Here is a 23,572-nt window from a genome sequence, read left to right as displayed (position 1 = left end):
TTCCTTTTCTCACATAAATTGATAAGGCGTCGTATCCTTCATTCCAATCATTGGATCAACAGCATTTGTTTGGATAATTTCGACTGTTAGTCGTGGTTCTTTTGGTAATGGTTCTTCGACAACTTTTGTCGCTTTATTTGCTGATGAAGGGGTTGACTCTTCTCCTTCATCAGCAAATAGCGAAACTTCTTGTACCGTTGTGTCAACTAATTGATCGTCTGTTTCTTTGATCTGATTGGCTTTCGTTGATTGCTGTTCAGTTTCATAAGAGACAGCTTTTGTTTCCTTTTCAGTAAATGGATGGTCTGCCGTTAAACCTTCTTCATAGGCTTCTAACTGAGTTCTAGTCGTTAAGGTCATTTGTTCTGCGTTCACGATTCGTTCTTTTAGCATCGTCATGCGACTAGCCGATTCGTTTTTGACACATGTTTCAAAAGCAGAAACCTCACCTAGTAGAATTAATAATTCTTTACTACGTGTCACTGCTGTATACAGCAAATTTCGTTGCAGCATTCGGCTATACTGATGAACCATTGGCAGTAACACCATGCGGAATTCACTACCTTGCGCTTTATGAATCGAACAACAATACGATAGCGTAATTTTATTCCATTCATTTCTTTTATACGTTACTTCATTATTATCAAACTGTAAAACCAACTCGTCCACTTTGTCCTCTGAGTCTTTGGCTAAAGTAATTCCGACGATTTCTCCCATATCTCCATTGAACACATTTAATTCTGGCGTATTGACTAGTTGCAAAACTTTGTCCCCGATCCGATAGACGGTGTCATTCCACTTGACTTCTTTTTTCTTCCCCTCATTTGGATTGAAGATTTCTTGCATCATTTTATTCAAGGCATCAATGCCAGCTGCGCCACGATACATTGGCGCTAAAACTTGAATATCTTGTGGCGTAAACCCTTTTGCTTTTGCCTTTGTGACGATTTGTCGAATGTATTCTTCAATATGACCAATATCACTTGCAAAGAACGAGCGATCCTTTTGATTTTTTTGAAAATCAGTAGGCAACTTTCCTTCTTTAATTTCATGGGCAAGAGGAATAATACTTGAACCGTCTCCTTGACGATAAATTTCGTTTAGCTCACATTTGGGAATTTCGTTAATTTGCAATAAGTCATGTAAGACTTGACCTGGACCGACAGACGGTAGCTGATCCTTATCACCAACAAAAATCACTTGCATGTTTGTCGGAATAGCTTTTAATAACGTATTGGCTAACCAAGTATCCACCATGGACATTTCATCTACAATTAGCAAACCACCTTCTAATTCTTTGGCGGTTAAACTCGGATTTTTTTCACGACCTGTCAAGCCTAACAAACGGTGGATGGTACTTGCAGGTAAACCTGTCGTTTCGTTCATACGTTTCGCTGCTCGCCCAGTTGGCGCCGCTAGCAAGATTGGAAACATCTCCTGCGTATAGTCTTTGAGATCTAATGAAAGACCATTTAGTTCCGCAAACAACGAGACAATCCCATTAATAACAGTTGTTTTCCCTGTTCCGGGCCCTCCAGTTAAAATAAATAACGGTGATTTAATCGCTTCTTCAATCGCTGCTTGTTGCGAGTCGCCATACTGAATATTTAAACGTTTCTCAATCATTCGGATATTTTTTTGGACTTCTTCTTCCTCATAATGAATTTCTTTTTTACGAGAAAGTAAACGCTGAATCGAAGTACCAATGCCCCATTCAGAAAAATAGAGACTGTTCTCAAAAAGTTTAGTCTCTTCTTGTTGGATTTTTCCATGTTCGACTAACGTAATGATTTCATTGGCCACTTGATCAGGTGAGATTTCCACTGGGCGACTTGCTTCCAAGGTCCGAATTGCTTCTTCTAATAAAACATCTGCTTGAACATACGTATTGCCTGAGCGAATGGAGTGTTCAAACACTTCATGTAAAATCGCCGCTCGAATTCGAACAGCAGAATCCGCCTGAATGCCGATTTGTTCAGCAATATTGTCCGCTCGTTTAAATCCGACTCCCTCAATATCTTCAACTAACTGATAAGGATTTTCTTGAATCACAGAAAGGGTTTCTTCTTGATAGGTTTGATAAATTGAAAAAGCTAACTGACTACCGAAGCCGTATCGATTTAGTCCCACAATCACTTGCTCCATCCCGTGATTCAAGCGAATTGTTTCGACGATTACTTGACGTTTTTTTTCATTTAAAACAGTAACTTCTTCCAAAACACTCGGGTCATCAATAATTCGGTCAATCGCACTTTCCCCTAATACTTCAACAATTTTTTCAGCAGTTCGTTTACCAATGCCAGGAAATTTGTCACTTGATAAATAGTTAACCACCCCACTAGCCGAAGTCGGTCTTTCTTGCTGATAACTATCCACCTGAAACTGTCTGCCATAACGAGGATGGTCCACAAAATGACCAAAGAAACGGTAGGGTTCCTCTTCTTGAACTTGGCCAAAACTACCAGTTACTACAATTTCTTTTTCTAAATAATCTGTATTTGTATCGGTCACATTTACAAGAACGACTTTATAAAAATTACTGGGATTTTCAAAAAAGATTGCTTGTACAGTCCCAACAATAAAGGCTTTTTCTTCGTCCTCACCAAAAAGTGTTACCACTACAAGCCCTCCTTTCTGTTGTGCGCTTATTGTGCTTTTTCTTTAGCTAAAAAAGACGTATCATTCCATAACGTTAAGTCGTACGGCATGTTCCTTGATGCCTCTTTGGTTTCAAGGATTGAAAGGCTATTGTTTAACAGCCCGCCCATTGTCCGTAATTCTGATAATGGTTTACCAGCCATCGCTTGGATTGCCGCCGTCAGCGCTGCTCCGTGTCCGACAAATAGAACTGGACCTTCGTGCTGCTTCGCCGCTTCAGCAACTGTTTCTGAAATCCGTTGAATCGCTTGCTCGATTGGTTCACCATCAAAAATTGTTGGATCATACAAATCTAAACGATGCCGTAAATGATCTAATTCTTCTCCATAAAAATTACGCATTTCTTCAATATATTGTCCTTCTAAACGACCTAAACCTAATTCTTTTAAGCTATCTGTATAAACAATTTCAACTGGACGATTCAATTCTTGTTGAATTCCCCGCGCAGTATTTTTAGCACGTAACAGCGGACTAGAATAAATTTTTTCAAACGGAATATCTTGTAAATATTGGCCTAATTGTTTAATTTCGTCATAACTAGTTGGTAATAACGGCGAATCTCCTGTCATTCCTTGAAATCGTTTCTGTTGATTCCATTCAGTTTTTCCATGTCGTGTAAAATATAATTTCATGTAACTTCTCCAAACTTCTTTATCTCTTCATATGTCTTTCTAGTTTATCACTTCCCTGCGAAAATATCCATGGAAGTTTCTAGTAATCCAAGCAAAATAAGCCTAGAACAAAAATCTAAATTGTTTTTTGTTCTAGGCTCGGAAATTGGGCAACAGTAAAAATAAAACCACTTTCTCCTGACATTTTTGAAAAAAAGCGCTACTGTCTTAACTTTTTTTAATCTAATTTATCATTTTCATAATGATGCGTCAGTTCTAGGTTTGGAAAATTTTGCTGACGTAAGGCTTCATAAACAATTAGTGCGGCAGTGTTAGAAAGATTCAATGAGCGCACATGTTCATCATTCATAGGAATTCGGATACACTTTTCTTCGTTTTCTCGCATAAACGTTTCTGGTAAGCCCGTTGTTTCTTTTCCAAAAAGGAAATAATGGTCCTCGCCATCATTATAATTGACCTCGCTGTACGTTTGGTGAGCAAATTTGGTTACTAAATGCAAGTGTTTGCCTGCCACATGGGCTAAAAAGGCAGCCAAATCTTTATGATACGTAATATTTACATCATTCCAATAATCTAATCCGGCACGTTTTAAGTGTTTATCATCTGTTGAAAATCCTAAAGGTTCAATTAAATGCAACGGTGTATTCGTCGCTGCACATGTCCGTGCAATATTTCCAGTATTTGCTGGAATTTGTGGTTCAAATAAAACAATATGGTTCGTCAACTATCTTCAGCTCCTCAAATATCAATCGTGTTCATTTTAGCATAAATTCAAAATAAATAGCGCCCACAATACTTATTTTCAAAAAAAAACCGCATGACGCGATGATGTCAGGCGGCAGCTATTCTAACCAATAAAAAAAAAACGTACCGTCTCGGTGTCTAGCACGGCGAGTCGTTACGTTAGTGAAGGTCTCTTCACTAACTTTTATCAGAACAGGACCCTGATAAAAACCAATGAAAAAACAACTTGTAAGTAATATAACACCAATGTCACTTTATTGCAAGACTTTTTTAGGATTTTCTTCACAAAAAAGTCTATCTTTTACGACCTACTAACAAGCGGATGTCAATCGTGATTTTTTCCAATGGTCGCTGTTGTAGTTTGGCTTTAACTTCTTGAGAAACTTGCCACTCTAATGGCGACATTTCTAATAAATCCAACCGTCTTTCCTCGGGAATGTCAAAGCAATAAGTTATTCGTTCATCTACTTCCACTGCTAATTCCTCGGCAAAACGTTGGACTACTTTTTGATTGGAATAACTTTGTTTCTTTTCGTCATTGGGATAAAAAGCCGCTCGTAATTCCTTTAAGTAATTCTCTTCAGGAATAATTTTAATCACAGTCCCGTCAGCTTTTAGTACTCGCCGAAATTCTTGATAATGTGAAGGGGAAAAAATATTTAAAATCGTATCAAGCCCTTCATTCGCAAATGGCAAATTCGTTAAATCCGCCACACACCAAAACGCATCAATTGGCTGATTACTTGCTAAATAGATTCCTTCCTTTGATAAATCAAACCCGATTTTCAGTCCAGATAAGCCTGCTTGACTTAACTCAGCTAGAAAACTCCCTTCACCACAACCAACATCAACTACTGTTTTATTTTGAGGAAGATAGTACATAATTTTGTTTAAAACAGGCGCGTACATGCCACTTTGAATCATTTTTCCTCGAGAAGTAAACATTTTTTTATTATATTCTGTCTGAACGCCATGATTTAGAAAGTATAGCGTGCCTTTCTTGGATAAATCAAATTGATGCCTCTGTTGACAAATCAGACCAACCCCTTCTACATGCATTGGTTCATGACAAGTTGGACAGCGAAATACGGCTGCTTCTTTTTTCAATAATTGTTGTGCTCGTTCAATTTTCTTTAACATTTAAAACTCCTTACGTTCATTAAATGAACATTTTCTCTTATAAAAAGTTGCACTCTTTTTTTCAGGGCTATGGTAGTAAGCAGAATTATGGTACAATGCCTGTGAAGAAAAAGCAAGGAGCGATAAGAAATGATTAAAGAATTCTGTGCCGAAAATTTCACTAAGATTCCCCAAGCCATTCAAAAAGGTGCGAATCGCATCGAATTATGCGATAACTTAGCCGTGGGTGGAACGACGCCAAGTACTGGTGTTATTGAAGAAGTCTTAGCATACGCTGGCGAACATTCTGTACCAGTGATGACAATCATTCGTCCTCGTGGCGGCAATTTTGTCTATAATGATATTGAATTAAAAATTATGCATACCGATTTAATCGAAGCAAAGAAATTAGGAACCGACGGCATTGTTATTGGCTGTTTAACTGAGGACGGTTGGTTAGATGAAGAAGCTTTGGACTTATTCATTGAAACAGCTGAAGGCTTGCAAATCACTTTCCATATGGCTTTTGATGCCTTGTCGAAAGAAAATCAATTTAAGGCGATCGACTGGTTAGCTGAGCGTGGTGTGACGCGTATTTTAACTCATGGCGGGCCAGCTGGTACCCCTATCGAAGACAACTTTGATCATTTAAAAGAATTAATTGTCTACGCAGATCAACGGATTCTTATTTTACCAGGTGGCGGTATTTCCACAGAAAACGTTCAAACTGTGATGGACACTTTAAAAGTCACAGAAGTCCATGGCACAAAAATTGTTTAATTTCTTGTATCTAAAAAAGTGAGGTAGCCGTCGTATTAACGGCTATCTCACTTTTTTGATTTCAAGCAAACCAACGAATCCTTTTACCTCAGTCTCATGATAAATAAGTGCAATTTTTTAAACAAAATAACGCATAAACATGCTGGCAATATTGAAATAAATTAATACACTGGTTAAATCACTTAAGGTAGTAATAAACGGGCCACTGGCAACTGCTGGATCAAACCCTAATTTATCCATTAACATCGGGATTAAACTCCCTGCTAAATTCGCCACAGTAATTGCACAGAGCATTGCCATCCCAATCACAAATCCAAGCGGAAGATTATGTTGCCACACGCCAACCACAATCATAATGGTTAAACCTGTCACAGCCCCCGTCACTAGTCCCGTGAGCACTTCACTTAAGATTAAGCGACCAAAATTACTATCCTTTTCATCTTTCATAGCCAAACGGCGTACCGCGACCGCCAATGATTGTGTCCCGGCATTGCCGGCTGTTCCGGTAATTAAAGAAATAAAAACGGCTAAAATACTCGCTTCGCTAACTAACGACTCATAATTACTGATTAACGAGGCCGTAGACATCCCTAAAAACAGCAGCGTAATTAACCAAGGTAATCGTTTAGAAGCGGCTTTTAAAGGGTTCTCACTAACTTCTTCAACGTCGACCCCGGCTAAACCAGAGTAGTCGCTAGCGGCTTCATCATCGATAACATCAATAATATCATCAACTGTTACAATCCCCAACAAATGATCATCATAATCTGTAACTGGCACAGCTAAGAAGTCATAGTCACGAATTGTTTGCGCGACATCTTCTTGGTCATCGCCAACATGAACTGAAATAACCCGTTCATTCAAAATATCAGCAATCAAGGTATCATCATCATTAACAATTAAATCCCGCAACGAAATAACGCCGACTAAATGATTTTCTTGGTCGACTACGTAAACGTAATAGATTGTTTCCGCCATGTCCGCTTGATTCTTTAAGACGTACATCGCAGAACGCACTGTTTGATTCGCCACAATCGAAACAAATTCGGTGGTCATAATCGCCCCAGCAGTTTCATCTTCGTAATGAAGTAACTCTTTAATTTCGCCTGCTTCTTCACTACTTAACAAACTAAGATATTTCGCCTTTTGACTCTTATCTAACATATTTAGTAAATCCACCGCATTATCGGTATACATCTCAGCTAACATATCGGCTGCATAACTTGGACGCATTTCAGCTAAATAATCTTTCATATTCTCATTATCTTCTTCGATAACATCAAACATATCCGCTAGTTCTTTCGGAGATAGGTAATTGTATAAATGTTGTCGGTCTTTTTCATCTAACGATTGGTAAAATTGTCCTTGTTCATAAATGTGTAACGCTAAAAATAGCTCACGAAATTCGTTCATTTGTTGATTTTTTAGCGTTTCTAAAAGAAGGGCAAATTGCTCTTCCATTTCTTGGCCTTCATTCATCTTACACTTTCCCCTCCTGCCTCTTTATTATTATAACGTATCATCTACACTTTTCATATCCTCCGCTAGTGGGGAAATCAGATGAACCGTTTCTTTGGTAAAAGGATGAGTAAAAATTAGTTCCATGCAATGCAACGCTTGCCGCTCAATTCCTTGATCCATCTTTCCATGATACATCTCATCCCCTAACAATGAACAGCCAATTGCTTCAAAATGTACCCGAATTTGATGTGTTCGTCCTGTATGGAGCTGAATGCGCACAGCTGCTGCTTGGGCTCCTCTTTTTGCGAGCCAATATTCTGTACTAGCAAATTGACCTGTTTCGATAACTTGGCGTTTTAATAAAGAGGACAAGTCGCGCCCAATTGGCTTTTCAATCAATTGATGCTCGTTTAACTGCTCAATCGCTCCACCAACAAGGGCATAATAAATTTTTGTCACCTTTTTTTCTCGTAATTCTTGATCAATTAAAGCATGAGCAAAGCCGTGTTTCGCAAATAACATCAGCCCAGAAGTATCTCGATCTAAACGAGTCACGACATGAATAACTTGATTCACGTAATTTTGACGCTTGTAATAGCCCTTAACACGATTCGCCATCGTTCCTGAAGGATGATACTGAGCAGGTATTGAGGCAATGCCAGCGGGCTTATTAACTACTAAAAAATGATCATCTTCAAACACAATTTCAATCGGTTCATCATCTGTTAATAATGTCTCATGTTCCGCTTCATCTGGAATCGTCATTTTAACGACATCGCCAGTTTGTAAAGGATAGATGGCATTTTGAACGGTCCCATTCACTTGAATTTTACCACCCTGAAATTTAACCTTAGCTAATAACCCTTTTGAAACGCCTTGTTCCTTTAAAAAATATTTCACTTGTTGTGTTGTTTCTTTGTCATATGTCCATTGAAATTCCATCGTTTAATTAATCCTCACCAATAAAGGCATCTTTCACTCGATGCCAAAAATGCATGTGCCGATAAGAGGCAAAATGAATCCGTTCGTCTGCAATTCGATAGCAGACAGAAGCGATATTTTCTTGATAAATATCTAATTGGTCCACCGTGACAAAATAATCATCACTTTCCTGTAATTTAATCTCCAGCCACTCCGTATGTGCGATTACAATCGGTGACCCCAATGTTCGAAAGACACGATTGTTTAAGGAGGCGATTTCGGTTAACTGAAACGCATTAATGCTAGGATGCAAAACAGCTCCACCAATACTTTTATTATACGCAGTAGAGCCGGTTGGGGTCGAAATCGACAACCCATCACCACGAAATCGTTCAAACAGTTCGTCTTTAATAAACACATCGCCCACCATCGTCCGGTTTCCTCGTTTAATTGTCGATTCATTTAATGCTAAAAAATGTTTATCCGGTTTCCCATCTCTAAACCGAATCCGCACATCTAATAATGGATAACTCGTACTTTTTTCATGATGAATACACAAACTTTCAACTAGTTCTTTTAATTCATAATCACGCCAATCTGTATAGAAACCCAAGTGTCCGGTATGTACACCTAAGAAACTTACTTCGTTTAACAGATGATTAAATCGATGAAAAGCGGAAAGAAGCGTACCATCTCCGCCGACTGAAATCACAAGTTCAGGTTGACGATTGTCTATTTGAATTTGGTTTTGCTCTAATAGTGTTGTCAGTTGTTTTGTGACTTGTTTCGATTTTTCTTCCGAGTTATGAACAATCGCCACTTTCATAAGCAGACTCCTTTACTGATTTTCTGGTGTTTCGTTTTTAATTTGCTTATAGTATTCGTTTTCTAGCAATCCACGGCCATGAGAGAAGTAATGTTGTGCTTCTTGAATTTCTTCACGAATAGATGACATTTCTTCATCTAATAAATAGGCTGCCTCTGCCGCTCGCTGAAGGCGTTCTTTCATTTCTTCAGGAAAGACACCTTGATATTTATAATTCAAAGAATGTTCAATCGTTGCCCAAAAATTCATGGAAAGTGTCCGAATTTGGATTTCGGCCAAAATAATCTTTTCCCCGGTGACTAATTGCACAGGATATTCCACCACCACATGGTACGAACGATAGCCACTTTCTTTTTTATTTTCAATGTAGTCACGTTCTTCCACAATTTTTAAGTCTTTACGATTTCTTAAAAGTGCGACTACCTGGTAAATGTCTTCCACAAATTGGCACATAATCCGCAAACCAGCAATGTCTTGCATTTCTTCTTCAATCCGATTTAAAGGAATATGCCGAATAGCCGTCTTTGTCAAAATACTATCTACTGGTTTCACACGTCCTGTAACGAATTCAATTGGTATGTGTTTATCTTGCTCCCGAAATTGTTTACGAATACCTCGTAGTTTTACTTTTAATTCGCTGACCGCCTGTTCATATGGCGCTAAAAACAGCTCCCACTCTCGTTCCATGGTAGATCCCTCAATTTCCTTGAATTTCATTCACTGATTATTTTACCACAGTCCTCCCTAAAATAGGGTGTTATTCGCTATTTGATTTCCAAACGCCTTTCATTAGAAAAAATTTTCACAGAGAAGACCACTTTTCTTGACGGAAACCTATATAATATGTGAAAATTGGAGTGATTTAAGAAAGAGAGAGAACCCCATGAGTGAGCACTTAGAAATTGAATTTAAAACATTAGTTAGTCCGCAAGATTTCAAACGATTAATCGACCATTTTGCTATTCAAAAAACGGACTTTTTTACGCAAACAAATCATTATTTTGATACGGACGATTTTCAATTAAAAGCACAACGAATGGGCTTAAGAATTCGCGTATTAGCAGATCGTGGTGAGTTAACCTTAAAAGTTCCTGCGCCAGAAGGATTATTAGAAATCAATGACCCTTTATCGCTTGAGACGGCGAACCACTTTATCAAGAGGAATCACCTCCCTACTGAGGGGGCTGTGGCGAAGAAATTACAAGAATTAGGTATTGAAATCGCCTCGATCCATTTAATTGGTTCATTAAAAACAGCACGTGCAGAAAAACAAATTCCTCAAGGACTACTTGCGTTAGACGAAAGTTGGTATAACCAACAGCACGATTTTGAATTAGAGTTAGAAGTTACTGAAGCTGAAAGCGGCAAGCAAGCGTTTCAAACATTAATGGCTGATTTGAACATTCCCATTACGCTTGCACCTAACAAGATTCAACGCATGATGCGGACCACTGCCCCTTAGTATTCGAAGCACTGACGTTCTGGCACCTGTATTTGAAAAAGCATGGCATTGGAGGAAGTATGAATGGTTGAAATTTATTTGTTCGTCAATCCTTTAGGCGGCGTCTGTTTAGAAATTGAAAAAGAAATTATACAATTGTCTGTTAACGACAAGAAAAAAATACAATTACGCTTTATTCCTTTATTAAACATGAAAACGATCAATGAATTTTTAAGTCGTCAACATATTCCGATTAATGACATTAAACGACGGAATCGAATTTTTGAAGATTTATACTCAGCCGCTCTTGACTATAAAGCAGCACAGTTACAAGGCCGAAAAAAAGGCCGAAAATTGTTGATTGGCTTACAAAAAGCAGTAGCTGAAGACGGTCTAGCTTACTCTCCTGAGTTATCAGAAGAACTACTTCTAGCAGCCGGCGGGGATATTGATATGTATCGTAAAGACCGACAATCCGATTTTGTCAAAGAATCTTTCCAAACCGACCAAAAAGTTGCTCGAGAAATGGGGATTAAACAACACCCTACCGCAGTCGTTTACAACTATACTTGCGAGAACGATTTCGGCATTTTAGTCGAAAATTTTGAAAACATGGATGAAATTAAACAACTTTGTCGTGTCCATCCACATAACGAACCGTTGCTAGACCAAGGTGACGCAACCTTTGAATTTAAACGTCGCTCCAATTATCATTTTCCAAATGGACATTTACATTTATTATAAAAAAGATGCTGCGACAAAAGCTGTTAACCAATTATCTTAAGAGTTAAAAAGTGGGATATAAGTCATTTGGACTTATATCCCACTTCTTTGTCTATAATTTTTCAACCAAAGCTTCTAATTCCGTTAAACGTTCTTCAAAAACTTTCATTGCATCTTCGATATACGCGGCTTGTGTCATATCCACGCCCGCTTTTTTCATCACTTCAATTGGGAAGTCACTACTTCCTGCTTTCAAGTAGTTAAGGTACTTCTCTAAAGCTCCTTCTTCTCCAGCTAAAATATGTTTAGACAATGCCGAAGCGGCTGAGAAGCCAGTTGCATATTGATAAACATAGTAATTGTAATAAAAATGTGGAATTCTCGCCCATTCGTAACTGATTTCTTCGTCTCTAACTACTTCTGGTCCATAATATTTAGCATTGAGCTCGCCATAATACTCACTCAAATATTCACTTGTTAATGGCGTGCCTTTAGCATCTTCCGTGTGAATAAAATGTTCAAATTCCGCAAATTGGGTTTGACGGAAAATGGTTCCCTTAAAGCCGTCTAAATAGTGATTTAAGACATACGCACGTACTTTAGGATCTGTTTCTGTTTGTAATAAATATTCTGTTAAAATATTTTCATTTGTGGTTGAAGCAATCTCAGCTAAGAAAATTGAATAGTCGCCATAAACATACGGCTGATTATTTCTTGTATAGTAACTATGAACACTATGGCCCATCTCATGGACTAATGTAAATAGTTGATCCAAACTATCATGCCAATTCATTAAAATGTATGGGGCTGTGTCATAAGCTCCTGAAGAATATGCGCCGCTTCGTTTTCCTTGATTTTCAATCACATCAATCCAGCGACTTGAAAAAGCTTCTTTAACAATAGATAAATAGTCTTCACCTAGTGGTTTTAAAGCCTCAATTGCTTTTTCTTTTGCTTCTTCATAGCTGTAACGAATTGGTGCTTCACCTAGCAAAGGCGCATACAAGTCGTACATGTGTAATTCTTCTACGTTTAATAATTTTTTTCTTAATTTTACATAACGATGTAGCAAAGGTAAATGTTTATTTACTACAGCTACTAATGTTTCGTGAACACTTTCAGGGATATGATTACTTGCTAAAGAGGCTGCTCGAGCAGAATCATAATTTCTAATTTTTGCTTTATAATTATGTGTTTTAACATGTGCACCTAAAGTTGAGGCTAATGTATTTCTAAATTGTTTGTATACTTTGTACAAACCTTTAAATGCTGCTTCACGAACAGATGGATCGACACTTTCCATTAACTGACCATAAACGCCATGAGAAAGTTGAATCGTTTCGCCTTCAGCATTTTGCACAGTTGGAAATTCTAAGTCTGCATTATTTAAAATTGAAAATGTATTACTTGAGGCACCAAAAATTTCACTAGCCCCCGCCAGTAAAGCTTCTTGTTCCATCGATAAAACATGGGGACGTTCATCTAAAATATTTTGAATATAGTGACGATAAACAGCTAATTTGGGCTGCTCTTCAAAATATCCCCAGATTTGTTCATCACTTAATGTTAAAACCTCTGGGTCAAACCAAGAAACAGCTTCACTAACTTGTGCATATAAAGAACTAGCTCTGGCATATAAAGCTTGGTAAGCTGTATTTGTAGTGTCTTGATCATTTTTTAAATGAGAATAGACATATAATGTTTCCACTTTTCGATAGACATCTAAAACGTATTCTAACGCAGCTAGAAAAGCTTCTGCACCATTCCCTAAGGTTCCTTTAAATGATTCTGCTTGATTTAGCTCTTCTGTCAACTGATTATACGCAACATCAAAAGCAGCATCATCTTTAAAAATTTTGGTTAAATCCCAAGTCAATGGAGTTGGAACTTCATCACGTGTTGGTAATTGTTTAATTTCGCTCATAGTTTACTCTCCTTTAAGAAACGTTTTACTCATTATACTATCATAATTTAACACGTGTGACTAAAAAAATGTTGTTTTTTCACTTTTTTTAGCCAATGAATGAGCTTTTCTGGATCTTCTCTTAGGAAAATACTAGTTATTAGGTACTTATTGTTTACTTTAATTAACACATAACATTCTTGTAACCATCTCAATAAGTTATTTCCCACAATTTTAAAAAGCTTTTTTAAGCCAATATTCGGCAGTGGCTGCCAAACAAAGTTCCCTTCTTCCAAAAAAACAGCTTCCAAGATACGCCATAGTTCCTGTTTGGTCACTAAACGCTCTTCTTCGGTTTTTAGTGCTTCCCAAACAAGCATTTTTAAATGAATATCTTCTTCAGAAGAAGGTAATAGCTTCAATCCAGGATAGTAAAACCAAGGAGGTAACTGGAGAAGGTGACAACCTTTCGTGTATAAAAAACTCTGTGTTCTAAGCAACTGAGCATTTCTGTAACCAAGTTGTTGCGTCAATTTTTGATAATAATCATGCATCAATTGGCCAGTGTGCCGTCTATCTGGCAGTAAATTTAAATTAGCGGTCGGTAGTCGGAAGATTTCTAGTAATTTTTTTTCGTAAAAATCCCATGATTGTTTTCTTCTATAAAATTGTTGACATTGACTCTCTTCAATATGACAAAGTAATTCTATTCGTTCTTGCTTCTTATTGGCCGTCCATAAATAAAATCCCAAGGACTCCGAAAAGTAAAGGAATTGTTTCGTTAATTGCGTGAGCTTGTCTTTAGGCACTAATCGTTCACCTAAAATCCAAACAACTTGATAGCCATGAGCTTGATAAGTCTCCGTCCGTTCCACCAAACGTTTAATTGGCAATGGACTACATTGAATTTCAATGGCTATCTTCCCAATGAGTAAATCTGGGCGTTGCTTCAAGGTGGGTAAGTATGCCTCAACTTGAAAGGACAGCTTTTCGCGTAAACACTTTTCCGCAAAAAGCTGCTTCAAGCGGAGGTGTTCTTCTGTTTCAGCTTCTGCTTCGTACCAACAACTATTCTTTTTACGATGAGCAAAATGGGGTATTTTAATGGGGCCTGCCTTCAAAATGACCGATTGATGACACATTGGACACACAAAAGCTTGTTCGCTTCGTATCTGTGTTAATTCATCAATCGAGCAATCGATTAAAGAAAATAATTCTTGGTTGTCTGCCGTTAAAGCTGTTAACATGATTTTCACCTCTCATAAATAAACTACGCAAAGTTTCTTAATTTTCATCAAAAAAAAAAGCAAAAACTCGAAAGTTTTTGCTTTTTTGCTTAATCATTAAAGTAATAACGTGTTAATTCCAACGCACTGCGTTCCATAATACAAGTGCCATATTCGACTAAAGTATCCTGAGTGACAGTTGTTTTATGAGCAAATTCTAAAATCTGTGCAATTTCATTGTCAACATTTGTTTTTTCTAATTCATCGGTTAAGAACAAAACTTGTAAGTAATAACGATCGTTGTACGTGTATAAGTTAGTCAAAACAGATTGCATGAAGACTTCTTTGGATAATTGGATCATCGCTTCAAAATTATCTAATTCAAAGATTACATTTCTGTTTGTTTCATCTGTGGCTTCCATCTCATCAAGTTCATCGGCGGCTGCTTTGTCTGCTTCAATTTGTTTGCGAATTAATTCGCTAACATCTGCATTGACTTCGCTCAGACCTTCTAAGGAAGACAAGTCGTCCATAGCGACATTTTTACTAATAAACAGTTCTAAGCCATCATTTTTAGGCAAGACTTGGAAAGTGACTGCTTCACTACCTTGGAATTCATCTTCGACATCAACTTCTTCTAAAATACTATAAAAGAAATTTTCAACATCTTTGTGGTTTCCTAGTAAGTCAAGAAAAGTAATCCCTCTATCCGCCAGGTCTTCGTTGCCAATTAACACACGAATCGTATTTTCATTAATATGTTCCATTTCCATAGCGCTACACCTCTCTTTGCTTCAATCAGGAAACTTCTTACGTTCATTGTAGCGAAAACTACACAAAAGTAAAGTGGAAAGTCTGTAAATCCTCGAAAACTAGCGAACGTTTTATAAACTTTGAACTTTTTTAACGATTGGTTTTTCGCTCCTTCTACCTCTTCATCTTAACGCAGTCTCTCCAAAAAAGATACTATTTTTCCTTGACCACGTTCTGCCAAATCAAATGAATACAAGTTCTAAATATGTATTAAAAAGCCAGAGATAAAAATCCCTGGCCCTAAATTCATATGAATCGTTCTTTATTACAATTAACAAATAAAGAACAAAATTTTATATTTTTTATAAACCTGCCATTAATTGTGCTTGGCGCAATTCCAGTTGTCGAACATCTCTTGGTAAGAATCGGCGAATTTCATCTTCGTTAAAACCGACTTGTAATCTTTTCTCATCAATCATAATTGGCCGACGCAACAATCCAGGGTTTTCTTGAACCAACTCTAATAAATCTTGAAGTGGAAGCTCGTCCAAATCCATATTTAATTTTTGGAAAACTTTAGAGCGAGTAGAGATAATCTCTTCTGTTCCATCTTCTGTCATGATTAAAATTGCTTTTAATTCCTCAATATTTAAAGGTTCAGAAAAAATATTTCTTTCTTTAAAAGGAATTTCGTGCTCTTGCAACCAGGCTCTAGCCTTACGACATGACGTGCAACTTGGGGAAGTATAAAGTGTCAACATTGTGCATCACTCCTTTTCGCGAATCATCGCGTTTCTGAAACAGGGAACTGTACTGTTCCTCTATTTAAAACCAGTATACCTAATTTCTAATAAAAATACTAGGGGTTTTTAAACATTTTTTATTAACTTTGTTTATTTTTCCTTCATTACATCTGTGTAAAATTAGGGTTAATTTTTATGAAATTTTATGGATATTCGTTATGATTCTGTAAAAAAGTAATACAGTTTTCTATTTTTATGGTTGCTGTTATAATTTACTTCTCTTGGTGATTTTTCAAGAAGTTCCCATGTATTTTTTTCTAATAAAATGTATAATAGAACTATTCACTATCTTAAGTCTAAAGTCAGGTGGTTATTTAATGAAAACAATTTTTTCTGGTATTCAGCCCAGTGGTACTCCGACAATCGGAAATTACATTGGTGCGATGAAACAATTTATCGAATTACAAAATGAATATAATTGTTATTTTTGTATTGTGGATGAACATGCCATTACCGTTCCCCAAGAACCGCAAAAGCTACGCCAGCAAATTCGTAGCTTAGCAGCTCTTTACCTAGCGGTTGGTTTAGACCCACAAAAAGCAACAATTTTCATACAGTCTGAAGTGAGTGCCCATGCAGAAGCTGGTTGGATCATTCAGTGCAATACTTCTATTGGTGAGTTAGAGCGAATGACACAATTTAAAGATAAATCTCAAAAAAATGGTCGTGCTAGCGTAAGCGCTGGTCTTTTAACATACCCTCCATTAATGGTTGGTGATATCGTGTTGTACAACGCTGACTTAGTGCCAGTCGGAGATGATCAAAAACAACACTTAGAATTAACACGTGATTTTGTGGAACGCTTCAACAAACGTTACGCCCAAAAAAATCAAGAAATTTTAACGATGCCTGAAGTAAAAATCGCTGAGCAAGGTAGTCGAATTATGAGCTTACAAGAACCAACGAAAAAGATGAGTAAGTCTGATACAAATGTGAAGGGCTTTATTTCAATGCTTGATGGGCCAGCAGTGATTCGCAAAAAAATCCGCTCTGCTGTAACTGATTCAACTGGTGTAATTGAATATAATAAAGAAGAAAAACCTGGCATTACTAACTTACTAAATATTTATTCTGCTGCGACAGGTCAAACTGTTGAGGAACTTGTTCAAGCATACGAAGGCAAAGGCTATGGAGACTTCAAAGCAGATTTAGCAGAAGCAGTAGTTGCCTTATTAGAACCTATTCAAGTGCGCTACCAAGAGCTTCTAGCTTCAGAAGAATTAGATATGATTTTAGATGAGGGCGCAGAAAACGCTCGCCTGGTAGCCAACAAAACACTTCAACGAATGAAAAATGCTGTTGGTTTGGGAAGAAAAGTTCGGCGCTAACTAAACATAATAAAAACCCGCGAAGTTTTATTCGCGGGTTTTTTTATGTTCTAAATTGAGCATCGTACAGCCGACGATAGTGACCTCTTTGCGCGTACAAAGTTTCATGTGTTCCATCTTCTAAAATTCCTTGGTCACTCACTACGATTATTCGATCAGCATGTTTAATCGTTGCCAGTCTGTGGGCAATAATTAATGTTGTTCGCCCGTCAGCTAACGAGTTTAATGACTCTTGAATCACTTGCTCTGTTTCTGTATCTAATGCAGAAGTCGCTTCATCTAGAATTAAAATCGGCGGGTTCTTCAAGAACATTCGCGCAATTGCCACTCGCTGCTTTTGACCGCCCGATAATTTCACGCCACGTTCGCCAATAATTGTGTCCAAGCCATCTGGCATTAGCTGAATTACATGTTCTAAATGTGCTAATTTCACCGCTTGTTGAATGTCTATTTCTGTAGCATTTAAATTCCCATAAGCAATATTTTCTCGTAATGTTCCAGGGAATAAAAACACATCTTGTTGAACAATTCCAATCTGCTTACGTAATGAAGCCAAGGTCATTTTCTGGATATTTCTACCGTCAATCGTAATTTCACCACTACTGACTTCATAAAAACGAGGCAACAGATTGCACAAGGTCGTTTTTCCTGAACCACTTTGTCCAACGAAAGCAACGGTTTCACCAGGTTGAATTTTTAAATTGATATGGTCTAAAACTTTTGTGCCATCTTCATAAGCAAATGAAACATCTTTATAGGCAATCGTTCCTTCTAAATGCGAAACAGCAACAGCTCCTGGCAAATCTTTGATGGACGGTTGTTTGTCCATTTCTTCCGTAAAACGTTTAAAACCAGCAAATCCTTTGGGATAACTTTCAATCATATTGTTGACTTTTTCAATCGGCCGAATAAAAATATTGGCTAATAAAATAAATCCTACAAACTGACCTTCTGTAATTTCTCCTTTAATTGTATAATACGCACCAAAAATTAATGAAAATAAATTTATCAGACGAATTAATAAGTAATTATAGGCGGAACTGACACCCATCACCTTATAAAAATATAATTTCGATTTTCGATACATTTGATTTAAATAATTAAACTGTTTTCGTTCAAATGGTTCATTTGCAAAAGATTGCGTGACACGTATCCCACTTACTGACGCTTCAATCCCAGCATTAAATTCACCTAAATTATCGTAAATATCCGTATTCGCTTTTGTCATTTTTTTATTAAAATAGCCTAGCGCAATCGTGATAAATGGCAATAAAATAAACGTAGCGATGGCTAATTTCACGTGAATGGTTAACATTAATAAAAAAGAACCTGCTAACGTCATAACCGTAATAAAGACGTCTTCTGGACCATGATGCGCCACTTCCGAAATTTCAAATACAGAATAATGTTGTCTAATATATTCTTGTTTTTCGCCCTGGACAAAACGAACATATATTCGTATAATTGTGTTACTAGGAGGACGATATTATGAAAACTAATTATGTAGGAGTAGTTGAAAAGATTAGAATGCTAAGTGTGTATCCAAAAATACTAGTTCGATTTTCATTGGTAACACAGGACGAAACTATAAATTGTATCGTCTCAAAACCCGAACTGGCGAACACCGTACTGATGTTACCTGAACAATCTGAGTTAGCTATCTATGGTCACTTGAATAAACGAAATCAACTCGTCATTGATAAAATGCTTGTAAGGAAATCTTTGATTAGTGTATAAAAAACAATCCCCGCTCTCATTGAGAACGGGGATTTTAAAATGGAGGTGCAACATTACTAACCCACCTAAAATATATCACAATGCTAGTTATGTGTAAACAAAAAAAGCCCTCCGAAGAGGGCAAGCTCATTCCTTTAGAAAAAGGAGTATCTTATAAAAAAATAGGTTACATTTATATTAACCCCTTTTACATATTTTGTAAATATTTTCTCAATCTGTTGGACAAATACTTATGGACCCTGATGGATTCGAACCAGCGACCGGACGGTTATGAGCCGTCTGCTCTAACCTGCTGAGCTAAGGGTCCGATTAAAAAAGCCCTCCAAAGAGGGCATACATCCTTAAAAAAGGAGGCAATAAATGAAAAATTTTTGTTGTGGTACACTCATACTAATCCTTTTTTAATAAATTGTAAAGCCTTTTTATGCTAAAACAACAAAAAAACTGCCTTATTGGGGCAAGACAGTTTTTAAGTAACGTGAAAAATTGTGGTTGAGCAATTACATTCTAATACTTACCGCCTAAATTGTAAAGCGTTTTAATTTTATTTTTACTGTATAAAAAATTTTAGAGCTCCTATTATTACACTTATAACGGCTATAGACGTGCCTATAAGCCATTTTATATTTGCGCTTTTTTGTTTTCTTAGTTCTTCTTTAAAAGTAAATATACTAGTCTCAATTTTATGATCAATGCTTGATAGTTCTGTCTTTAAATTTGATTCAGTAGAATCAAGTTTTCTTTCAATATTTTTATCCATAAATCAGCTTTTCAATACTTGGCGTATACAACCAAATAAACTCATCGGGAAATTGAACATGAGATAAGGTTTTACCTGCTGTGTTTACTTGTTCGGTAATAATCCCTACCGAAGCTGGTTGAAAAGCGAAATAATCCCCCACGTTTAACGTTTGGTCGGGCGTATTTTCTCCGGTGCCTGGATCAATTTTATCGATATAAGCGACATTAATTCCGTTATCCGTCCAATCAAAGTCTGGTTGCCCTAATACATCATTTCTTACTTGCCAAATACCATTCAAAAACTGTAAATCGTCTACTCGGTAACCATAGCGACGTTTAGGTTTTGGTGCTGGTTTTTCTTGGGCTAATGCTTGTACTTGCGGTCCTGGTTGGCTATTATTCACAACACTTGCCCGATAAATATAATAATAGGGGTATCCGTTGGCTCGAGCGATTTCATCGACATTATTAATCGTTACACCATTATAGCCGTAATTACAGTGAATAATATTTTCTTGGTCATCATAAAAAATACCAGTGTGTCCAAAAGCACCTGAACTTTGACCTTTTTCTCCCCAAATAAAAATATCCCCTTTTTTAGGTTCATAGGTTGGTTGGTTTTCGAAAATTAATTGATACCCATTTTCAATAAGGTACGCATGCATACTATCAGTATTGTATAGCCAACCTGGCTTAGTTCCTCCTGCTAACTGAACAGCACGAACAACCGTTCCTGAACAGTCACCGGTACCGTCAGAACCATCCCGACTACCCGTCATAGAATAACAGATATCCTTACGCTTTAATTCCAACATGTAATCAATCGTTTTTTGTATGCTCACAGTCATTTCTACTTCTCCCCCTTACCATTGTTTTGTTTCTCTGGAAAATATTTATCTTTCTTTGCTTCAATTTCATCTTCTAACCATTTAAATAACCACATTGGAAAAAAATCACCCCAACCTAAGACCACGATATTAGCCATTAGGCTATAAAAATTATGATAGATAAACGCGCCGGTAAATACAGTGAAAATTAACGCCCCTGTACCTAGTAAATAATCAAAACCATACGCGATAAAACAACACAATAAAATGATAAAATCACGAATCGCAGAATCAATCATCGTCGTGCTATTTTTTCTCTTTTGCGTAGATTTTTTAGCCAGTCGGCCACCAACTAACCACTCAATCACAAATAAAGCCATTAAAATACCTAATAAAATCACATGCTCTAAGCGCAGCTCTTTCCCTGTCACCCAACCAGGTATGGCGAAAGAAATTCCCCCGGTTGCTGCGCCTATCAGCCAACTTTTATCCGTTACCATTTTGGTCCATTGCTGAAGCAACATTACTAATACATTATTCATTGGTTTCCTCCAACTAAATAAGCGACCGGTAGGTTGTCCCACCAGTCGCTATTTTTTTATTTCGTTAATTCTGGTAATTCTAAGTCGTTTAAAATATCGATCACTTGTTGACGAAGTACTTTAGGTACATTTTCGATTTTACGTTTTCCTTTAATAATTAACGTTGCGTAAATCATAGCCATTTCAGCCACCTCCTTCCGCAATAAATAAAAAACAATCTTAGTCTGCAGCTTTTGCATCCAAGATTGCTTGTACTTGTGTTTGTAGTTTTTTCGGGACATCCTCAATTGTTTTCTCTCCTTTTTCAATTAAAGCAACATATATTTTTATCATTCTGCGCTACCTCCCCCCATCATTTCATAAAGTTCAGCGATTGCTAACTGCGCGTCCGTTGTTTCTTGCCTAGTCTCAGTGATCTCGGCTTTCAATGCTTTGTTTTCCGCTTCTAACAATTCTAATTTCGTTGGTGGTGCTGGTTCAGGTGCTGGCACATTATCCGGATCGTGAATAAGTGTTTGGCCGTCAAAATGCCAATTAGGAAAGTCCAGCGGCTCTTGTTCTACTTCTAATTCTACTTGGTCCGGCTGCTCCATTAATGAATAGCCATCTAAATAACCTATTTTGTTTTCAATCCATATTTTCATTTGCTTACCTCCTAAACTTCCCATATTTTAACTAAAACATATTTTTTAATTCCAACACCTGTCGCAATTGTAGCCGGCGCATTTACATCATTACCAGTAATGGTAGTGTCATTAATATAAAGATATTTTCCATAAATTTCTTTACTTCCATATCCGCCAACGTAACAGTTTGTTCCTCTACCTGCATTCTGGAGATGTTGCTTAGGAATATACGTAAAACTAAATTGTGTATCTTGTACTGTGCTTGTTGTGCTATATTCTTGCCACTGTAAAATAATCCCGTTGCGGCATTTTGATAACGCCTTAGATAAAGTGATGCTCATCGGACCACCATACCAGCCACCTACCCATAATGGCTTTTGTTGCGGCTCAAGCGCGACTGTTTGCCAAGCTTGCCAGTTTGTACCATCAAATCGTCGGCTGTTTAACTGTTCATTGCCTATGAAGAACTGGGACAGCGATCCCATGCCTCCTGCTTGTTGAACTAACAGATTGCCATTAACAGCTCCCGCTGGTCGATTAAGCCCCGTTGCGGCACTAACGGCATACATTCCCGGTTCTTTAATTGTATTCCAATCCTGGGCGGTAATTCGCTCTTTTTTGGCCACTAATGCATCGACAAATTCCGAAAAATTCTCATTAATTGGTTCATGCCATAATGGATCACCGGCATTAATTTTTTTAATCGTTGCCAACTTTAAATCCCTCCTAAACTAATTTCTATTGTTTTAAAGCCAGAAATAAACCGATGATGTCGTTCATCGATCTTTGTATATGTTGGATTAATTAATCCATATTCCAGCGGAACGTGTACTTTTAATGCTTTTCTACTCAAGTATTCTACGTTTACCGGAATCGTGATCGGGTGTCCCCCTCCTGCCCCGGTAGTTTCTTGCCCTACTGGTGCGACCCCGGCCCCATAATCCCAAGCCAAAGCTCGGACCATAGGAAAATCTGTTAAGGTATGTTCGATAGTAGCTAATTCGGTATCGGCCGTTAACAGTTGAATTTGATTTTGTAAATTTATTGCCTGGTTACTACTTAAATCATTTTTTAAGTGAGAAAACCAGTCTTGAATCGCTATATCAAAAGCACTAATCTTACTTTTTTCAGTGCGAATAATCTCACCTATTGTTGCATCTGTTTCAGTTCGAGTATTGGCAATATACGTTTTAAAGTCTGTCAACGCTCGTTCAGAATCTGTTTGATTTGCCTCCACAATTTTTTTAAGTATCGCTTCATATTGCGCTTCTAGTCCAGAAACTGAAACCTCGGCAAAGGGTGTCGCATAACCACATACTTTAGTATCAGAACGTTTATCAGTAATTAAGGCTGCTGTAATGGCTGATTCATTTCTTGGTATCCTGATTGTAGCCAATTGAATCTCAAAAATATCTGGGGTGCGTTCCACCGTTAGATTGCCTTTTTTTACTGCAACATACGCACTTCTTTTATTCAAATCATGACGGATTACGATTGAATCGGTTCTATCTTGAGTAGAAGAAGCAACTTCTATTGGTAACGTCAACGCCGCTGTATTAATGTATTGATACCCTTTTAAATTGGCTGCTCCAGCCCTTACGATTACACGCATTCCAACTGCATCTGCTGCTGTTACCCTTAAAGCTTCTCCTACCGACATCATCACGCCATTACGGAAAATGTTCGCAAAGTATTGCGCCCAGTCCGCCGCTGTATATGCACGGTCATAGGTGCCATCATCTTGTAATACACCTTCATAAAATAAACTTACTTCGGACAAA

Annotated in this window: 25 protein-coding genes, 1 tRNA gene and 1 pseudogene; 5 read left to right on the top strand and 22 right to left on the bottom strand. The window is 37.4% G+C overall.

What is annotated here, in order from left to right; translation table 11 throughout:
- Window positions 1–9: 9 nt before the first annotated feature.
- The 4 genes from recD2 to IGI80_RS12275 form a co-directional block, all read right to left on the bottom strand.
- Complete coding sequence (gene recD2 / locus IGI80_RS12290; protein WP_033786484.1) at window positions 10–2,619, bottom strand: SF1B family DNA helicase RecD2; 2,610 nt, start codon at window positions 2,617–2,619, stop codon at window positions 10–12.
- A 26-nt stretch (window positions 2,620–2,645) separates the two neighbouring features.
- A complete protein-coding gene (locus tag IGI80_RS12285; RefSeq protein ID WP_002365042.1) occupies window positions 2,646–3,290 on the bottom strand; it encodes a histidine phosphatase family protein in 645 nt (214 codons plus the stop codon).
- A gap of 217 nt (window positions 3,291–3,507) precedes the next feature.
- Entirely contained in the window at window positions 3,508–4,014 is a 507-nt protein-coding gene (trmL, locus tag IGI80_RS12280) for a tRNA (uridine(34)/cytosine(34)/5-carboxymethylaminomethyluridine(34)-2'-O)-methyltransferase TrmL (protein ID WP_002356493.1), read from the bottom strand.
- 314 nt (window positions 4,015–4,328) lie between these two features.
- Window positions 4,329–5,174: a methyltransferase domain-containing protein gene (locus IGI80_RS12275; RefSeq protein WP_438723722.1), complete on the bottom strand. Its 846-nt coding sequence runs from the start codon at window positions 5,172–5,174 to the stop codon at window positions 4,329–4,331.
- Window positions 5,175–5,303: 129 nt separating this feature from the next.
- Between IGI80_RS12275 and cutC the strand changes: the two genes are divergently transcribed.
- Complete coding sequence (cutC, locus tag IGI80_RS12270; RefSeq protein ID WP_002356490.1) at window positions 5,304–5,933, top strand: copper homeostasis protein CutC; 630 nt, start codon at window positions 5,304–5,306, stop codon at window positions 5,931–5,933.
- A gap of 117 nt (window positions 5,934–6,050) precedes the next feature.
- On the opposite strand, the gene mgtE is transcribed toward cutC, so the two are convergent.
- From mgtE to IGI80_RS12250, 4 genes are read right to left on the bottom strand one after another with little or no spacing between them, the layout of a single operon-like run.
- A complete protein-coding gene (mgtE, locus tag IGI80_RS12265; RefSeq protein WP_002362548.1) occupies window positions 6,051–7,412 on the bottom strand; it encodes a magnesium transporter in 1,362 nt (453 codons plus the stop codon).
- A 30-nt stretch (window positions 7,413–7,442) separates the two neighbouring features.
- A complete protein-coding gene (locus IGI80_RS12260) occupies window positions 7,443–8,336 on the bottom strand; it encodes an RluA family pseudouridine synthase (RefSeq protein ID WP_002362281.1) in 894 nt (297 codons plus the stop codon).
- A 7-nt stretch (window positions 8,337–8,343) separates the two neighbouring features.
- Window positions 8,344–9,141: an NAD kinase gene (locus tag IGI80_RS12255; protein WP_438723721.1), complete on the bottom strand. Its 798-nt coding sequence runs from the start codon at window positions 9,139–9,141 to the stop codon at window positions 8,344–8,346.
- Between the two features lie 12 nt (window positions 9,142–9,153).
- On the bottom strand, window positions 9,154–9,828 hold the full coding sequence (locus tag IGI80_RS12250; RefSeq protein WP_002356484.1) for a GTP pyrophosphokinase: 675 nt from the start codon (window positions 9,826–9,828) through the stop codon (window positions 9,154–9,156).
- Window positions 9,829–10,024: 196 nt separating this feature from the next.
- Here IGI80_RS12250 and IGI80_RS12245 point away from each other — a divergent pair, with 196 nt between their 5' ends.
- Together IGI80_RS12245 and IGI80_RS12240 are read left to right on the top strand one after the other, a co-directional pair.
- A complete protein-coding gene (locus IGI80_RS12245; protein WP_002356483.1) occupies window positions 10,025–10,603 on the top strand; it encodes a CYTH domain-containing protein in 579 nt (192 codons plus the stop codon).
- A 63-nt stretch (window positions 10,604–10,666) separates the two neighbouring features.
- Complete coding sequence (locus IGI80_RS12240) at window positions 10,667–11,326, top strand: ClpXP adapter SpxH family protein (RefSeq protein WP_104860082.1); 660 nt, start codon at window positions 10,667–10,669, stop codon at window positions 11,324–11,326.
- Window positions 11,327–11,417: 91 nt separating this feature from the next.
- On the opposite strand, the gene pepF is transcribed toward IGI80_RS12240, so the two are convergent.
- The 4 genes from pepF to spxA all read right to left on the bottom strand — a co-directional run bounded on the left by pepF (window position 11,418) and on the right by spxA (window position 15,948).
- Window positions 11,418–13,229 carry an oligoendopeptidase F gene (gene pepF, locus IGI80_RS12235; RefSeq protein ID WP_002380671.1) on the bottom strand — a complete coding sequence of 604 codons (1,812 nt, stop codon included), beginning with the start codon at window positions 13,227–13,229 and terminating at the stop codon, window positions 11,418–11,420.
- A 47-nt stretch (window positions 13,230–13,276) separates the two neighbouring features.
- On the bottom strand, window positions 13,277–14,455 hold the full coding sequence (locus IGI80_RS12230; protein WP_438723719.1) for a competence protein CoiA: 1,179 nt from the start codon (window positions 14,453–14,455) through the stop codon (window positions 13,277–13,279).
- Between the two features lie 89 nt (window positions 14,456–14,544).
- Window positions 14,545–15,207, bottom strand: coding sequence for an adaptor protein MecA (locus IGI80_RS12225; RefSeq protein ID WP_002356478.1), 663 nt, complete (start codon window positions 15,205–15,207; stop codon window positions 14,545–14,547).
- Window positions 15,208–15,549: 342 nt separating this feature from the next.
- Window positions 15,550–15,948: a transcriptional regulator SpxA gene (gene spxA / locus IGI80_RS12220; protein ID WP_002356477.1), complete on the bottom strand. Its 399-nt coding sequence runs from the start codon at window positions 15,946–15,948 to the stop codon at window positions 15,550–15,552.
- Between the two features lie 359 nt (window positions 15,949–16,307).
- On the opposite strand from spxA, the gene trpS reads away from it, so the two are divergent.
- On the top strand, window positions 16,308–17,318 hold the full coding sequence (gene trpS / locus IGI80_RS12215) for a tryptophan--tRNA ligase (RefSeq protein ID WP_438723718.1): 1,011 nt from the start codon (window positions 16,308–16,310) through the stop codon (window positions 17,316–17,318).
- A gap of 43 nt (window positions 17,319–17,361) precedes the next feature.
- Here the strand turns inward: trpS and IGI80_RS12210 are convergent.
- Window positions 17,362–18,717: pseudogene (locus tag IGI80_RS12210) on the bottom strand (ABC transporter ATP-binding protein); the annotation flags it as partial.
- Window positions 18,718–18,806: 89 nt separating this feature from the next.
- On the opposite strand from IGI80_RS12210, the gene IGI80_RS12205 reads away from it, so the two are divergent.
- A complete protein-coding gene (locus tag IGI80_RS12205) occupies window positions 18,807–19,055 on the top strand; it encodes a hypothetical protein (protein WP_438723717.1) in 249 nt (82 codons plus the stop codon).
- 233 nt (window positions 19,056–19,288) lie between these two features.
- Here the strand turns inward: IGI80_RS12205 and IGI80_RS12200 are convergent.
- The 9 genes from IGI80_RS12200 to IGI80_RS12160 all read right to left on the bottom strand — a co-directional run bounded on the left by IGI80_RS12200 (window position 19,289) and on the right by IGI80_RS12160 (window position 23,571).
- Window positions 19,289–19,362: transfer RNA gene (locus IGI80_RS12200), tRNA-Ile, on the bottom strand.
- Window positions 19,363–19,605: 243 nt separating this feature from the next.
- Window positions 19,606–19,815, bottom strand: coding sequence for a hypothetical protein (locus IGI80_RS12195; RefSeq protein WP_438723715.1), 210 nt, complete (start codon window positions 19,813–19,815; stop codon window positions 19,606–19,608).
- Entirely contained in the window at window positions 19,808–20,644 is an 837-nt protein-coding gene (locus tag IGI80_RS12190; RefSeq protein WP_438723713.1) for a lytic exoenzyme target recognition domain-containing protein, read from the bottom strand. Before IGI80_RS12190 ends, IGI80_RS12195 begins: the two co-directional genes overlap by 8 nt.
- A gap of 2 nt (window positions 20,645–20,646) precedes the next feature.
- Complete coding sequence (locus IGI80_RS12185; protein ID WP_438723711.1) at window positions 20,647–21,165, bottom strand: phage holin family protein; 519 nt, start codon at window positions 21,163–21,165, stop codon at window positions 20,647–20,649.
- A gap of 56 nt (window positions 21,166–21,221) precedes the next feature.
- Window positions 21,222–21,347: a CD1375 family protein gene (locus IGI80_RS12180; protein ID WP_438722392.1), complete on the bottom strand. Its 126-nt coding sequence runs from the start codon at window positions 21,345–21,347 to the stop codon at window positions 21,222–21,224.
- A gap of 37 nt (window positions 21,348–21,384) precedes the next feature.
- A complete protein-coding gene (locus tag IGI80_RS12175; protein ID WP_438723709.1) occupies window positions 21,385–21,498 on the bottom strand; it encodes a CD1375 family protein in 114 nt (37 codons plus the stop codon).
- Window positions 21,495–21,809 (bottom strand): hypothetical protein, encoded by a 315-nt coding sequence (locus IGI80_RS12170; protein ID WP_438723707.1) that lies wholly within the window; start codon window positions 21,807–21,809, stop codon window positions 21,495–21,497. Before IGI80_RS12170 ends, IGI80_RS12175 begins: the two co-directional genes overlap by 4 nt.
- An 11-nt stretch (window positions 21,810–21,820) precedes the next feature.
- Window positions 21,821–22,504 (bottom strand): pyocin knob domain-containing protein, encoded by a 684-nt coding sequence (locus IGI80_RS12165; protein ID WP_438723705.1) that lies wholly within the window; start codon window positions 22,502–22,504, stop codon window positions 21,821–21,823.
- 2 nt (window positions 22,505–22,506) lie between these two features.
- A complete protein-coding gene (locus IGI80_RS12160; protein ID WP_438723703.1) occupies window positions 22,507–23,571 on the bottom strand; it encodes a structural protein in 1,065 nt (354 codons plus the stop codon).
- Between the last annotated feature and the right edge of the window lies 1 nt (window position 23,572).

This window comes from Enterococcus sp. DIV1420a (assembly GCF_051712165.1).
Lineage (GTDB): Bacteria > Bacillota > Bacilli > Lactobacillales > Enterococcaceae > Enterococcus > Enterococcus faecalis.
Note: the sequence above shows the minus strand (reverse complement) of the source record. Positions and strands in the feature narration are given on the sequence as shown.

Coding starts and splice junctions, on each gene's coding strand:
- IGI80_RS12285 (WP_002365042.1), bottom strand. CDS start 3,290: ATGAAATTATATTTTACACGACATGGAAAAACTGAATGGAATCAACAG.
- IGI80_RS12275 (WP_438723722.1), bottom strand. CDS start 5,174: ATGTTAAAGAAAATTGAACGAGCACAACAATTATTGAAAAAAGAAGCA.
- cutC (WP_002356490.1), top strand. CDS start 5,304: ATGATTAAAGAATTCTGTGCCGAAAATTTCACTAAGATTCCCCAAGCC.
- mgtE (WP_002362548.1), bottom strand. CDS start 7,412: ATGAATGAAGGCCAAGAAATGGAAGAGCAATTTGCCCTTCTTTTAGAA.
- IGI80_RS12260 (WP_002362281.1), bottom strand. CDS start 8,336: ATGGAATTTCAATGGACATATGACAAAGAAACAACACAACAAGTGAAA.
- IGI80_RS12255 (WP_438723721.1), bottom strand. CDS start 9,141: ATGAAAGTGGCGATTGTTCATAACTCGGAAGAAAAATCGAAACAAGTC.
- IGI80_RS12250 (WP_002356484.1), bottom strand. CDS start 9,828: ATGGAACGAGAGTGGGAGCTGTTTTTAGCGCCATATGAACAGGCGGTC.
- IGI80_RS12245 (WP_002356483.1), top strand. CDS start 10,025: ATGAGTGAGCACTTAGAAATTGAATTTAAAACATTAGTTAGTCCGCAA.
- IGI80_RS12240 (WP_104860082.1), top strand. CDS start 10,667: ATGGTTGAAATTTATTTGTTCGTCAATCCTTTAGGCGGCGTCTGTTTA.
- pepF (WP_002380671.1), bottom strand. CDS start 13,229: ATGAGCGAAATTAAACAATTACCAACACGTGATGAAGTTCCAACTCCA.
- IGI80_RS12230 (WP_438723719.1), bottom strand. CDS start 14,455: ATGTTAACAGCTTTAACGGCAGACAACCAAGAATTATTTTCTTTAATC.
- IGI80_RS12225 (WP_002356478.1), bottom strand. CDS start 15,207: ATGGAAATGGAACATATTAATGAAAATACGATTCGTGTGTTAATTGGC.
- spxA (WP_002356477.1), bottom strand. CDS start 15,948: ATGTTGACACTTTATACTTCCCCAAGTTGCACGTCATGTCGTAAGGCT.
- trpS (WP_438723718.1), top strand. CDS start 16,308: ATGAAAACAATTTTTTCTGGTATTCAGCCCAGTGGTACTCCGACAATC.
- IGI80_RS12205 (WP_438723717.1), top strand. CDS start 18,807: ATGAAAACTAATTATGTAGGAGTAGTTGAAAAGATTAGAATGCTAAGT.
- IGI80_RS12195 (WP_438723715.1), bottom strand. CDS start 19,815: ATGGATAAAAATATTGAAAGAAAACTTGATTCTACTGAATCAAATTTA.
- IGI80_RS12190 (WP_438723713.1), bottom strand. CDS start 20,644: ATGACTGTGAGCATACAAAAAACGATTGATTACATGTTGGAATTAAAG.
- IGI80_RS12185 (WP_438723711.1), bottom strand. CDS start 21,165: ATGAATAATGTATTAGTAATGTTGCTTCAGCAATGGACCAAAATGGTA.
- IGI80_RS12180 (WP_438722392.1), bottom strand. CDS start 21,347: ATGGCTATGATTTACGCAACGTTAATTATTAAAGGAAAACGTAAAATC.
- IGI80_RS12175 (WP_438723709.1), bottom strand. CDS start 21,498: ATGATAAAAATATATGTTGCTTTAATTGAAAAAGGAGAGAAAACAATT.
- IGI80_RS12170 (WP_438723707.1), bottom strand. CDS start 21,809: ATGAAAATATGGATTGAAAACAAAATAGGTTATTTAGATGGCTATTCA.